Origin of the sequence: Leptothoe sp. PORK10 BA2, assembly GCF_034932105.1 — a bacterium.
Lineage (GTDB): Bacteria > Cyanobacteriota > Cyanobacteriia > Phormidesmidales > Phormidesmidaceae > Leptothoe.
On sequence record NZ_JAYGIG010000032.1, the window covers coordinates 19,577 to 34,412 of the forward strand.

Sequence of the window (14,836 nt, forward strand, 5' to 3'; positions counted from 1 at the left end):
ACTATGCCATTTACGATTCGGACAGAAGATGCCTTGGCGATGCAGGAAGATGAAGCCCAACTGCTGATGGCCATTGGTCAGATAACCCAACGGCTCTATGCCACACTACAGCGTCAGACTCAACAGCCCCCTGGTCCTATTGAAGACAGCCTACGCATTCAGATGGGACGCCGGGTGGTGTATGGCACCCTAGCCGATGGCACCCAACGGCGGGAGCTAACGCCCAATACCCTGAAGGTGATCGTGGATGCTCTCCAGCGACCGGTCACACCGGATAGCGATCCAAAAGAGTATGAAGGAAAGGTTCCCAATATCGAAATTCGAGATCAGGGGCAGGTTCTATTTCGAGAAGAACGGGATGGGACGGTCACGGTTAATCAGATTCAGCTGACACTTGAGCAGGAATCATCTGAACCTGAGCCGATAGCTGAACCAGTTGTAGAGGAACCATTACCGGCATCCACCCCAATCACATCAGACCTGGCAAATGATGTAGCAGTAGCAGCTCAGCAGTTGCTCAATCCTCTAGGTCAAGAAGTCCCTACCTATAACGCGGTTGCAGTCGGTCAATACACCATTCAACAGCAGGGCGATCTACTCCTAGTTTCCCGAGAGGAGGATGTGATTCTGTCAGCACGACAAGGCACCATCCTGGATGAGCAGGTTACTCAGGTTGACTGGCAGACGTTTCATGACATCACTGAACGGATGCGGGTGGAGCAGTTGGGAGAAAGGCATGAACCTGTTACAGCCGAGCAAACACCAACTAAAGATAGTCCACCTGCACTGGCAGTTTTAGATCGAGAGATTGCTAAAATTCCCCATGAGCAAACTCGTCAAACCCTACAGGTAACGGCGACAGACTGGAAGCAGCAAGTTAAGACCCAGGTAAAACAAGGTGCTCTATGGTTAGCACGGCAGCCCCAGGTGCTGCGGGATCAGCGGCTGGCCTATGCCGTTCTAGGCCTGTTCCATCGCAGCTATGGGCGCACGGGAGAACATCATTACCGGCTGGGTAACTATCAACTTTCGTTTAAGGGCACTAATCTCTATACCTTGCGGGATTCTCAGGGTGTATTGATGCAGTTTCAGGCATTTCGGCAGCTGGGGCTGGGGCCTCGCATCAAACTGCTGGAGGTGAGCGACCGGCTCAGTGACTTTCAACGACAGGACCTGATCTCACTCAAACGAGATCAGCGGGTAATGCCTCAAGGGGCTTTGGATGTTGAAGCCAACTACGCGGCAAAAACGGATCGGGTGGAACGAACGGTGCGTGGTTTCTTACGCAATGTTGCCCGTGCCCATTGCTGGGACAAAGACGGTGGCCATTTCAAGCTAGAGATGGGAGCCGGTAACCTGTTACGGATTACGGATAAGCGCCAGGGTCGGGGTGTAGTCTTCCAACGTCAGGCCGGTGAGGTGTTCTCCAAGCTAGGGCCAAAGGATTTTTCCCACTTTGACCGGCTGGCCCAGCGAATGCAATCGACACAAATGCAGCCTTCGGTGTCAGCGATTAAACCGGTGGTCTCTCAACAGATGGAGATGGGCTGATGCAGATATCTCTGGCGGCAGCATTTACCAATCATTTTCAGGCGGGTCGGGGCTTTGCCACAATCGTGGCAGCGCGACAGTTTGCTGCCACGATTGTGGGTGAACCGGTACGGCCAGGAACAGCCCTGGCGAAACAGGTGGATGAAGCGATTGAAGTGGGGGTGGTACGGACCGCACGACAGCTGATTGCCCAGGCTGAGACCACCCATCAAGCCTATGAACTTCTGGTGGAGCTGCTTCAACGACAGCCCAATCTGGGGGTAAAGTCTTCTACTTCGGTTCTACAGCAGGCGTATAGCACTCCGGTGCCTATTGCCTATTTTGCCAGTGTGCTGGCGGGAATTACGCCAGAGACCACGGTGTATGAACCTACCGCAGGCCATGGAGCTTTATTACTGGGAGCGACACCTAGGCGCGTGATCGCCAACGAGATCAATCCAGATCGCTATGGTGAGCTAGCAACCCGTGGCTATGGACAACTCACCCAGGAAGATGCACTGGTTTACCGTCCAACGGAGCAGGTGGATGTTGTCATCTGCAATCCTCCCTTTGGTACCGTTGTAGACAATAGCCGACGCACCCGACGATTTCGGATCTATGACACCTGGACCAGCCAAATTGACCAGGTGATCTCACTCAATGCCCTCCAGGCGATGAAACCCGACGGTCGAGCCGTTTTGATTCTGGGCAGCAAGTTAGGCCGTGACACAGATCAGCGATCTGAGCGCTATAACAGTCCTGAGAGTCGGGCCTTTTACTATCTGCTCTATCAGCACTATCGGGTCATCCAGCATCTGTCGATCTGGGGTGATCTCTACCGCAAGCAAGGCGCAGGCTTCCCCATCGATGTGATTGTGATTAACGGCACGGGCACTGCCGAGCGGCCACTACCAGCGGCTGATGTGCCCCCTATCTACTCGGCATTTGATGATCTATATGAGTGTTTACCCAATGACCCCATCCACCATGATTTCTCCCTGGACCTATCCGTTTATGAACCAGCGTTATCCCAGCTTTCAAACGCTGTGGAAACCCCAATGGCTGCCATTTCTGTTCATCGTTCGACTGCCTCAGGAAATGCAAACCCTGACCGAGCAAACCTATCTGGCGCTGCTCCAAACGCGACTGGACGGGATGATTCAACAATCGGCTCAGGCCACATCGCTCAAAGAGACCCAGGCAATGCTAGCCAACAGTCTGGAACAGCTGGATTTAGCTCAGACAGTGCCACTGCTGGAGGACAACGATCTGGACACCTGGCGACAGCAGTGGAGCGAGACCTTGATTCTCAACAGCTGGCGATTCCAGGAACAGCTGAGACATTACGGCGTGGCCTTCCCCGTGACGGACCTGATCTTGCCGGATCATCCCAACTTTCTCGACTGGCAAGCCCTACACGACGACACTCCCCTGGAGGACTGGCTAGTCAACCTGACACCCTAACCCCAGGACCCGCCGTGGATGCCCAACCGAAACAGGTGCCCTATCTCCCCAAAAGCCAGGGCACCCAAACCCAAACCCTGATTCCGTTCAATATGGCCAGTGCGGCCCAGGTAGCCCTGGAGCGCTTTGAACAACGCTACGGCAATATTGATGACTATCTAGCGGCGCGGTTGGGCTACGGGTCTCGTTCAGAGCTGTATCAGTATTTGAGTGCAGAACAGATTGATGCAGCCGCCCTGGCCATTAGCCATATTGAACAGGGGGCAGGCTTTATCACCGGAGACCAGACAGGTATTGGGAAGGGAAGAATTTGTGCCAGTATTATTCACTATGCTCAGCAGCAGGGAAAAATTGCGGTCTTTATTACCAAGGATAAGCCCCTCTATGCCGACATGATGCGGGATGTGACGGATATTGGGATGCGGGGTTTTCGGCCTTTTATTACCGATAGCAGTACCGAGATTCCCCTGGCCAAGGGCGGCAGCCTTAAGACCAGTGGTGCCGCTCAGCAAAAGCAACAGATGGGTGACATGATGCGCCGGGGGACAGTGCAGCCCTATAGCGCGGTGTTTACCACCTACAGTCAGCTGCAAACGGTGGGTAAAAAAGAACCGCTGCGGCGACAGTTTTTGCGGGCCATTACGCCCAACGCCATTTTGATTTTAGATGAGGCACACCAGGCGGGGGGCAGTCAGCAACGCTGGCAGATCGATGGTCCTCTGGATCGGGCGACATTTGTGCGAGAACTGATTGATAACGCCGCTGGGGTATTTTATTCATCGGCCACCTATGCCAAACGCCCCGATGTGATGGACCTTTATGCCAGACGCACCGATTTGCGGCTGGGGGTGAGCAGCATTACGGCTCTGGAAACTATTCTGACGCGGGGTGGAGTGCCACTACAGCAGATTGTGGCCAGTAAGTTTGTGGCGTCAGGTCAGATGCTGCGGCGAGAGCGCTCCTATGAGGGGATTACGTTTCAGGCGCAGACGGTGCCGGTGGACCGGGAAGTAGCCGACCAGTTCTCGGCAGCGATGCGGGCGATTAAGGACTTTGACCGGGCCAAGCAGAAGGCGATTAAGGAACTCAGCAAAGAACTCAAAGCAGAAGCCAAGGCCCTGGGCGAAGATGGAGCCATTGGGGATGTGGGGGCCAAAAGTACCAACTTTACATCCCTGATGCACAACTGCATTGAACAGGGATTGTTGGCCCAGAAGGCAGAGGCAACGGTACAGGCAGCAATGGAGGCGCTGGGGCGAGGAGAAAAGCCGGTGATTGCGGTGGCCAATACCATGGGCAGCTTTATTCAAGCCTATGCGGATGCCCACGATCTCAAGGACCGTGACCCGATTGAGCTGTCGTTTGCTGATTTATTGGAGCGCTATCTAGAACGGTCTCGGGATGTGATTACCCGTGACTATCGCGGTGAGATGACGCGCCATCGGCTGAGTGATGATCAGCTGGGTATAAACGGGGTAATGGCCTATGAAGATGCCCTAGAAACGATCCGAGAGGGAGAGTTTAGTACGATTCCCATTAGCCCCATTGACTATATTGAACAACAGCTAGAGCGAGCGGGATACCAGGTCGCAGAGGTGACCGGGCGTAAAGCCGGGATTCACTATGACGCCGATGGGACAACGGCCTATAAGGTGAGACCGGACCAGGAATCGACAGCGAAGGCCAAGATTGATGCGGTAGCTCGCTTTAATGCCGGGGATGCGGATGTCATTCTGTTGAACTGTTCCGGGTCTACGGGGATTTCGCTCCATGCGTCGGAGAAGTTTGCCGACCAGCGGCCCCGGCATATGATTGTGGCCCAGGCAGAGCGGGACATTAATGTGTTTATGCAGATGCTGGGGCGAGTGCATCGCACCGGCCAGGTGGAGCTGCCGCGATACACCCTGTTGATGGGGGATATTCCAGCAGAAAAACGACCAGGTGCGATTCTGTGTCAGAAGATGGCGAGCTTGAATGCCAATACGACAGCTGCCAGGGAGACGGATATCTCTCTGAGTAATGTGGTGGATTTTATGAATCTCTATGGTGAGCAGGTGGTGACTGACCTGCTCAATGATGATCCAGAGCTGAATGCCAAACTGGATTTTCCCACCGCTCAGGCCAGTGGCGATGCCTCTGAGATTGCCCTGGTGAAAAAGGTGACGGGACGGATTCCGCTGTTGCCAGTGGCAGAACAGGAAGCGGTCTACAGCCTGATTGAGTCGGAATATCAGGATTGGGTAGACCAGGCACGGTCTATGGGGGAGAACATTCTAGAGGCGGACCAGCTGGATCTGGATGCGAGGCCCCTGGCACGGATGGAGGTGATTGCCGATGAGGGGGATACCCAAAGTGAATTTACTGGACCCGTATATCTGGAGGTGGTGGATGCGAAGAGTGAAACGAAACCCCTGACCCAGCTCCAGGTGATAAATGCGGTGCGCGAATCTTTGGGACTAGAAACGGTTGACCAGGTTGAGGACCATGACCCGGATGCACTAGAAGCAAAGGCACAGCAACAGGTGGCTGCCACCATGAATACCCTAACCGAGGAGACAGAGACCTACCGGGCCACGATGGCGCAGAAAAAGCGAGAGCCGGAGGCGATCACCAAGTTTAATGACCGACTGGATGATCAGGTGCTGCAGGTGACTGAGGTACTCCAGGACTTTACGCCGGGGACTACGGTGCAGATCCTCACTGCTGGGCAGCGGCTGACATTTTATGGAGTGGTGGCGGGCATTGAGCAGAAACGGCGCTCAGGTAGTCCTGCGGCCCCCAACAATTGGAAGCTACGGATATTTGTGGCGGATGCCATGCGACAACTGACGGTGCCGCTCTCTAAGGTGAATAGTCACCGAGAAGGGGCTTTGCGAATCACCCGCCAGGAACAAGACTTTTTTGGGACGAACATTTACGAACTGTTTGACACTCGGCAGACGGCTGGGCGGGTGAATCGGCAAATCTTTACGGGAAATCTGATTCGGGCCTTTGAGAAATACCCCAGTGGCAAGCTGGTGAACTATACCGATTACCAGGGCGATGTGCGTCAGGGACTGATGATGGCTAAGGGGTTTGACATTACGGAGACCCTGAAAAAGGAGCCGGTGGTGTTTAAGCAGCCCTATCAGGTGAAGGCGTTTCTGACAGACCTGACCCAGCGGGAGGGGGTGGTGAAGACCCTGGATGAGTTGTTGCTGGTGAAAGCGCAACGCAATGGCACGGGCTTTGTGATACAGGTTCCTAAGTCAAAAGAATCCGGCGGCAAGTATTACCTGGATGAGGGGTTGATTGAGGCGGCAGGGTCGGACTTTTATTCGGTGAGTAATCGGATGGAAGTGGTGGTGCCGTCGGAGCGGATGGAAGCGACGCTGACGGTGCTGATGATGGAGCGGGGCTATGCGCTGGCAGCCTTTGAGCAGCAGACGATTGCGCGGGAGTATTTGGGGATTACGTTGCCGGAACTGAAAACGGTGGAGGCGGAACCGATGCCGCCAGTGAGTATCCCGCCAAGGGTGGTACAGCCCAAGCCGATTCAACCCATTCTGCAAAAGAAAGCGGTTAATCCAGAACCGGTGCCCGTAGATCAGAAGCCTGAGGCCGCTGATAAGACCGTGCCCATGGGGCATCTGGAAAAGCGGGTGATGCGGTTTCTCAAGGAGGCCGGGATTTACCAGGCAGTATTGGAAAGTGACGACTTTCATTTCAAGATTGAGAATGAGCCCTATATTCCTCTGGTAATTGAACGTCATGGGGAAGAGCTGTATCTGACCCACTATTTAAGTCAGAACGGAGACACCTTTATCGATACGGAAATGGTGTTCTGGTTTCAGGGAGAGCGTCTGGATTTTAAGGAAACGGCGGTACAGAACGCATTGCACGGGGGAGAGCTACGGGCACCCGACCGCAGTTTTGCCCAGGTATTCTCGAAGAACATTCTGGCCCAGGGGTTTGCAGAAGCGGCAAAAGCGCAGTGGCAGGTTCAGGAAAGAGATAATCAAAGCCCTGAGGTGGCGACTGTTGTTGAGGTAGGAGAACAACAGACCGAAACAACGGGTGAGGCCAATCTCTTTGATGTGGAGCAGTTCTCGACGACAGCGGGTCAACCCCGTAGTGAAGCAACCGAGCCAGATCCTACCTGGGATGTGTCAGCAAAGACTCCTGAGGAGACGCCATCTGTTGAGAAGCCTCTAACGCCTGTGAAGCAGGTGATCAATCATCCGATATCAAAGCCGTCGTTGCAAGAGGTGGCGGATGAGGTGAGGAATTTGGATTTGGAGGTGATAGCGGCCAATTTGGGGTTGGAGCAGGACCGCTATGACAAGCACAAGTGGCGCGATGGGGACCACATTATCAGCATTAGCCAGACGCTGTTTATGGATTGGCTGGCGGATAAAGGGGGCGGTGGGGCCATTGACCTGGTGATGCATGTGCAGGGGGTAGAGTTTCGCTCAGCGGTGGAGTGGCTGTCTGGGCAGGACCTGTCGGTCGTGCCCGTGATTGCGCCAGTGCGGCAGACGGAGTCGGAAGCAGAACCCAGGCGGTTGAAAATGCCTGACCCCAGTGAAAAACGCTGGGCGGGGGTGAAGGAGTATCTGGTGAATCGGCGCAAGCTACCGGAGGCGTTGGTTGACCGGGTGCATGAGAAGGGGCTGGTGTATGCGGATGACCATCAAAATGCGGTGTTTGTGCGCCATGGCTTGCAGGGGGGAGGCTGGCAGCGGGGTGAGGTGACGGGGGCCAGTTTGCGGGGCACCTGGGGGGAGCACAATAGCTATCATCGGCTGGTGCCGGGATCTGTACGGGAGTTGGGCTGGTTTCGGATTGGTACAGGGCAAGGATCAGTGCAGCGAATATTGCTGACGGAGTCGCCTATTGATGCGATGTCGTTAGCGGTGCTGGATAAGGAGCGGCGACAGCAGGGTGGGGTGACGGTGTATCTGTCTACGGATGGGACGGGCGGGGTGCCAGTGGAGGCGCTGAAGGCGGTTTTGCAGCGGAATGGGCAGGTGGTGGCGGCGTTTGATGCGGATAAAGCTGGGGAGATGATGGCCTGGCGGGTGGCGGCGCAGGTGCCGGGAGTGAAGCGGTTACGGCCTGCCTATGGGAAGGATTGGAATGAGCGGTTGGTGAATCATGGGCAATCGGGGCAGGCGCAGCAGACTGCTCTTGATAGGGGCTTACTACAATCGTTGTGGCAGTGGCATCAGGCGGCCTGGAAACTGGGGCGATCTAACAAGTATCTAACTCGGATTACTGAGGTTGCTATAGATGTAGTAAAGGGTAAGGCTTTGTCTGAGAAGGCTCAGGTGGCTATGCAGAAGGATTTAACCATGGGACAGAAGCCGATTAGGCATCATGTAAACAATCAGATGGCTCAAGTGCTGTGAGTAGTTGATGAGGTGCGTTCTCAGCCCTGATTTCAATCAACATCTCAAGACTTTAGATAACTAAAATTAGAATGCTTTAATCGTACAAATCAGCTGAAAATTACACGTATAGGCATATTCAGTAGGTTGGTTAGCCTTCCAAGATGATTAACTCCCCATAAATCACCCTTATGGGTACTGCTAAATTTCATGATTTATGGGATACAGATCAAAGAATCAGGCCAAATGAGATAAAAATCAGGATTTTTGAAAAACCAAATCTAAGTTGCTACGTTTTATAATAAGATTTTTGACTAACAAGCCTCATAGCATAGGAAATAAGATGAAATAGCCATTGTGCCAATAAAATCTAACATTACCATTGTGGGTCATTGTCATTAAGCATTTTTTGAATTCCTATGCTTGATAACGCTTATGCTCTAGTAGTTGGTATTGCTAATTACAAAAAAATCAACCGTCTTCCAGAAATAGTTCTGAAAGATGCTCAGGATGTTTGTGATTTGCTAACTAACTTGAAGTATTGCGGATATCCTTCCCAGAATGTTCGTTTACTGTTAGATGCAGAAGCTACAAAGGCTTCACTAGTTGAAGCCTTTACTGATCTGGCACAGAAAGCGGACAGTGATTCAACGGTTTTCATTTACATCTCTGGCCATGGTGGACGAATTGCTCATGGTAGCTATGCAGGCGAATATCTATTGCCTGTAGATGTAGAGATAATCTCAGATGAGTCCTTAAACACAACAGCAATCTCTGGGAAGCAGTTTACAGAGTTTCTACAGGCTATTTCTGCTCGAAAGGTAGTTATTGTTTTTGACTGCTGTCATGCTGGCGGGATTGGTCAACCCAAGGATGCAACTAGTTCAGATCTAAAGATAGGCTTTTCTGAAAATTACTACGATGCACTAAAGCAAGGGCGCGGTCGAGCAATTCTCGCTTCTTCTCGAAGCAGTGAATATTCCTACATTCTTCCTAATGCTGAAAACAGTCTTTTTACTCAGTATTTACTTTCAGGTTTACGGGGAGAGATTATTGGTGATGATGGTCTGATTCGCATCTTTGACGTATTTGAGTATTTGCAGCCCCGAGTAACCGCAGGACAAGCAAACCAGCATCCTATTTTCAAGGCAGACTTAGAGGAAAACTTTCCAATTGCTCTCTATTTAGGTGGCAAAAAAAATGTTGATGCTAGCGAGCAAGAAGAATATCGATACGACGCCTATATTAGCTATGTTGATTGTGAACCAGATTCAACCTGGGTATGGGATACGTTGATACCAAGGTTAGAAGAAACAAATTTACGTGTTGCTGTTTCTGGAGATTCTGAAGAGCCAGGTGTTGCACGAGTTGTGAATATGGAACGGGGTATCAGGCAATCCAAACGGACAATCGTTGTGTTATCACAAGCATACTTGAATGATGTGGTGGCAGGTTTTGAAAATATTCTTGGACAGACAATGGGAATTCAAGAAGGAACATACCGTTTACTACCAGTTCAATCTGAGCCTATTGACAGTAATAAATTACCGACTCGGTTAAGTATGTTATCAATTTTGAACCTATCCCATCCACGTCGGGCAGAGAAAGGATTTGAGCGATTAGTTAGTGCTTTACAAGGTCCTCTACCTCGCATGTAAGGAGAGTATATGGCAGATTTTGATCTTTTTATCTCCTATGCTGAAGCTAACAGAGCTTGGGTCGAAGGTTATTTACTCGATTCTCTTGATCAAGCAGACGTAAGTTATCTCTCTGAGGAAGCTTTTGCTCTTGGTGCTCCGAGACTCCAAGAATTTGAACGCGCAATACAGCGAAGTCAGCGAACATTGCTTGTTCTGTCTCCAGCCTATGTTGCTGATAGCTTTAATCAATTTGTTGATTTACTTGCTCAGTGCTTTGGTCTCGACACATCAACTTGGCCCGTTATTCCCTTACTGCTGGAACCTGTACAGTTGCCACCTAGATTAGCTGCCTTAGTTAGATTAGATGCCACCGATCCAGAGCGGTGGGAATCGGCCATTTCCCGCCTGTGTAGAGATTTAGAGCATGAAGCTCCCAGTCGAGTTAGATTACCTGACTGTCCGTATCCTGGCATGCTTCCTTTCAGTGAAGCAAACAGTGATCGCTTTTTTGGGCGAGATCAAGAAATTGAAGAACTTTTGGAACGATTACGATTAAGCCGATTTATAACTGTTATTGGTCCGTCTGGTAGTGGCAAATCGTCATTAGTACTGGCCGGATTGGTTCCAGCATTGCGGCAGAGCAATACCTTCGGTAATGGAACCTGGCTTGTAAAAACTTTGCGGCCCGGCATAGCACTCCTTGCAGTGCTCAAAGAAGCTTTGGAAACTGATGACTTACAGAATTCAAACCAGATTGTCAGTCAGTTGCTAGCCTCTCATTCTGAAACTCAGCGATTACTCCTGATCGTGGATCAGTTCGAGGAAATTTTCACACCTTCAGCTGACACCTTAACATCTTCAGAAATTCAAGACCGATTGACTTTTCAACAGGCACTTCTGAGCCTAATGGATGTTGCAAATTGCTACATAGTGCTAACCGTCAGAGCCGACTTTTATGCAGATTTGATGGCATCCTCTCTATGGCGATCTATCAGAACACATCGGATGGAAATCACTCCTCTTGATGAGCAAGGCTTACGCAGCGCAATTGTTCAGCCTGCGGAGAAGGTGGGTGTTTTTGTCGAATCTGCCCTGGCAGAACGACTGGTGACAGATGCGGCTGGAGAGCCCGGTATTCTACCCCTGGTACAAGAAACACTTGTTCTACTGTGGAGCCGAGTTGAAAGGCGTTACTTACCCCTTAGAGCCTACGAAGCCTTAGTACTGCCCCGTAAAGCTTATGGGCCAACTACAGCAGCTGTTCCTCAAACTGGCCTTCAAGTGGCGATTGCCCGCCGAGCTGATGCTGCCGTAGGCAGTCTCAGTAATGACCAGCAGGAGGTGATCGCTCGCCGCATTTTTCTACGTCTCATCCATTTTGGTGAAGGTCGAGCAGATACCCGGCGACAACAACCCGTAAAGGCATTACATGTAACTGGTGAAAATTCCTATGAATTCGATCAGACCTTATTTCACTTGGTTGACAACCGCCTTTTAACCCTCAATGGTGAAGAGGAGGCCGAGCGGAAGGTTGATATTGCCCATGAGGCCTTAATTTCAGGTTGGCCCCTTTTACAACAGTGGATCGGAGAAAGACGTGAGGCGGAGCAGACGCGACGACGTTTAACGGCAAAAGCGGAAGACTGGGTGCGATTAGGTAAAGAAGCCGGAGGTCTGTTAGATGCTGTGGAATTGCTGGAAGCAGAACGTTGGCTAGAGAGTACTGATGCGGAGGAACTTGGATACGATTCGGTTTTAACTGAGCTAGTAGTTGCCAGTCGGAATGCCCTTGAGGAAGCCGAGAGACAACAAGAAGAGGCACAGCAACGAGAATTAACCTTAATTCGAGAAGCCTTAGAGCAGGAACGGAAAGCAACCGAGCAGGAACGACGCGCTCGTAAAGCAGCTCAAACTCGCAATACCATTGCAACGACATTTTCGGTTCTTTTAGCAGGGCTGACGATGCTAGCACTTTTTCTGAGTAGAACAGCCCGCATCAGAACCATCGAGGCTTCCATGGTGGCTTCTGAATCACTCTTTGTTGCGAATAAGGACATTGAGGCGTTAACGGAGTTGATTGGCACCGGGCGTTTACTGCAACAGCCGTTTCTACCCATGCCTGGGATTAAGACTCGATACGAGCTTCATTTTGCGAAGCTATTGGTTCAACTGCGAGAGCAAAATCGCTTCAAGGCCCACGATAATTGGGTTCTAAGCGTAGATGTGAGTCCGGATGGCCAGACGATTGCCACGGCCAGCTCGGACAATACCGTCAAGTTGTGGCAATTTAACGGTGAACCGCTGCAATCTCTAACCGAGCATCAAGACACAGTGGTGACCGTGACTTTCAGTCCTAATGGTCAAACCCTGGCTTCTGCCAGTTTGGACAATACGATTAGACTCTGGCAACGGCAGTCCGATGGGAAGTTTAACCTCAAAAATACTATTCAAGAACTAAACTGGATGACTGCCATCACCTTCAGTCCGGATGGAAAAATACTGGCTGCTGCGGGAGCTGATGGAACCATAAAATTTTGGGATTTGGCCGGAAATGCCCTCACAACCTTCTCAGGTCATGAAGATCAGGTGATGTCTGTGGCCTTTAGCGATGATGGAGAGCGGTTGGCCTCCGGCAGTGAAGATGGCACTGTCAAGCTTTGGAATGTACAAAATGGTGAACTTGTGCGAACGCTCCAGGCAAACAGCCAGGTCCTTGGAGTTCGGTTTGTCGGGAACGAGAGAATTGTCGCGGCCAAAGAGGACGCCATAATCCAAATTTGGGACACAGAAGGAAACTCTGAAAATACCCTCCAGGGCCACAGCGACAGTGTCTTGTATTTGAATGTCAGCCCTGATGGTGAAACGCTGGCATCTGCGGGTCAGGATGGCATGATTAACATTTGGGACTTGACTTATGGCACGCTTCTACAAACCCTGGAGGGCCATGATGCAAGTGTCTCTGAGGTTAGCTTTAGCCCAGATGGGCAAGCCCTCGTCTCAACCAGTCAGGATGGCACGGTAAGGGTTTGGGATCTTGATGGCGTGTTACCGGTTCTTGAAGGGAGTACGGTAAGTTTTAGCCCTGATGGACAAATGGTGGCATCGGGAAATGAAGCGGGTGAGATCAATCTATGGATGCCTGACGGTGAGCTAATTAGAACGTTTCAAGCTCATGAAGCTGAGGTCATTAAGGTTCGCTTTCACCCTGATGGCAAGCTCATTGCATCGATTGGAGGAGATGGATTAGTGAAGCTTTGGAATATTGATGGAGCGTTGAATGGGGTATTGGAAGGACATACGGATAGTGTTTACGGTATCGATTTTAGTTTCCGAGATGACTTGATTGCTACGGCGAGTGGAGATGGCACTATCAAGGTTTGGGATCTGGAGGGGAAGGTGCGCCAGACCTTGGAGGGACATAAGGGGAGTATACAGGAAGTGAGCTTTAGCCCTGATGGCAAGATAATTGCCTCTGCAGGTGAAGACGGTACGATCAAGTTCTGGAATACAGCTGGCAATTTGCTCAGATCAATAGAAGCACACAAGGATACGGTTTTTGACATCAGCTTTAGCCCAAATGGTAAGTTAATAGCCTCGGGAAGTGGGGACCAAACTGTAAAAGTCTGGGAATTAAATGGAGATAATTTATTTGTCCTAGAAAGACACTCAGATACTATTAGCAGTGTCAGATTCAGTGCAAATAGTAAATATATAGTTTCTGCTAGCTACGATAAAACGGTTAGAATCTCGAACATGAAAGGAGAAGAGCAAGAAGTACTTCTTGGTAGCAGAGATATTATCTTTGATATAGATCTTGATCAAAAATCCAAATTAGTTGCCGCTGCAAGCTTTGATCAAAGGATAATTCTCTGGAATAAAGACTTAAAGAACTTACTTAATTTAAGTTGTAACTGGGTGAAACTGTATTTTTTGCAGGCCAACAATATCGAAAACACTTTGAAAAGTCAATGTTCTAATTGAAGGTTTCAACCACAAGTAAATCTTTTTTGAACTTAGTCATTACAAAATTTATTTCTATGAATTGTGAGAAAGATTATGACATTTTATTTGAGCAGATCTGGAAAATTCCTTGGTTTGGCTATCTTAGGACTCATACTTTTTTCACTAGTGCACCGTCAAGACTAAAAACTAGGGTTGTTGAGAGTGTTGCGGTAAGCTTTATGCAGCGTACCGGAATCCTATGCAGAAAAAGTATATTGTCCGCCTAACCCCCGATGAGCGTCATCAGTTACAAGCGGTGATCAAAAAGTTGAAGGGCAGCAGCCAAAAAGTGCGTCGCGCTCAGATTCTACTGAAAGCCGATGCCGAGGGTCCTAACTGGACTGACCAGGAGATCGCGGATGCGTTTGAGTGTCGAACAAAGACCGTGGAGAATATTCGCCGTCGCTTGGTTGAGCAAGGGTTTGAGGTAACGCTCAATGGTGCGAAGCGACGACGTCCCCCCACGGATAAGCTCCTCGATGGCGAGCAGGAAGCCCAGGTGATTGCCCTGCGATTAGGGGCACCGCCTGCGGGGTATGCCAATTGGTCATTGCGTTTGCTGGCTCGTAAGGTGGTTGAATTGGGCCTGGTTGACACGGTCAGCCATGAGACGGTCCGACAGACGCTAAAAAAAATGGCATGACCGGGCGTATCCAGGTGTTATGGGACCCTCTACAAAAAAGAAAAAAGGGATGGGATAATACTCCCGTCCCAATCAAAAAACTTAGTCATGATTGTATCGTCTATCGAAGAGATCTGTCAGCAACTCCCAGAATGGTCTGAGCAATGGACCGTTTTTGAACAAGCCGAAAGCCTAGCAGGGAAAGTCTG

5 protein-coding genes are annotated in these 14,836 nt (G+C 50.6%); all 5 read left to right on the top strand.

Features of this window, described 5'->3' with window-relative positions; all coding sequences use genetic code 11:
- Positions 1-3 precede the first annotated feature (3 nt).
- The 5 genes from VB741_RS10020 (at position 4) to VB741_RS10040 (ending at position 14,648) form a co-directional block, all read left to right on the top strand.
- Entirely contained in the window at positions 4-1,551 is a 1,548-nt protein-coding gene (locus tag VB741_RS10020; RefSeq protein ID WP_323365030.1) for a hypothetical protein, read from the top strand.
- A complete protein-coding gene (locus tag VB741_RS10025; protein ID WP_323365031.1) occupies positions 1,551-8,384 on the top strand; it encodes a strawberry notch C-terminal domain-containing protein in 6,834 nt (2,277 codons plus the stop codon). The genes VB741_RS10020 and VB741_RS10025 overlap by 1 nt, the downstream gene beginning before the upstream one ends.
- 398 nt (positions 8,385-8,782) lie before the next feature.
- Positions 8,783-10,021, top strand: coding sequence for a caspase family protein (locus tag VB741_RS10030; RefSeq protein WP_323365032.1), 1,239 nt, complete (start codon positions 8,783-8,785; stop codon positions 10,019-10,021).
- Positions 10,022-10,030: 9 nt separating this feature from the next.
- The gene (locus VB741_RS10035) at positions 10,031-13,984 is read left to right on the top strand and encodes an nSTAND1 domain-containing NTPase (RefSeq protein WP_323365033.1); all 3,954 of its coding nucleotides are present in this window, start codon (positions 10,031-10,033) and stop codon (positions 13,982-13,984) included.
- Between the two features lie 220 nt (positions 13,985-14,204).
- Positions 14,205-14,648 carry a helix-turn-helix domain-containing protein gene (locus tag VB741_RS10040; RefSeq protein ID WP_323365034.1) on the top strand — a complete coding sequence of 148 codons (444 nt, stop codon included), beginning with the start codon at positions 14,205-14,207 and terminating at the stop codon, positions 14,646-14,648.
- Positions 14,649-14,836: the final 188 nt, after the last annotated feature.

Excerpts from the sequence above, each read along its gene's own strand:
- VB741_RS10020 (WP_323365030.1), top strand. The coding sequence starts at position 4 with ATGCCATTTACGATTCGGACAGAAGATGCCTTGGCGATGCAGGAAGAT.
- VB741_RS10025 (WP_323365031.1), top strand. The coding sequence starts at position 1,551 with ATGCAGATATCTCTGGCGGCAGCATTTACCAATCATTTTCAGGCGGGT.
- VB741_RS10030 (WP_323365032.1), top strand. The coding sequence starts at position 8,783 with ATGCTTGATAACGCTTATGCTCTAGTAGTTGGTATTGCTAATTACAAA.
- VB741_RS10035 (WP_323365033.1), top strand. The coding sequence starts at position 10,031 with ATGGCAGATTTTGATCTTTTTATCTCCTATGCTGAAGCTAACAGAGCT.
- VB741_RS10040 (WP_323365034.1), top strand. The coding sequence starts at position 14,205 with ATGCAGAAAAAGTATATTGTCCGCCTAACCCCCGATGAGCGTCATCAG.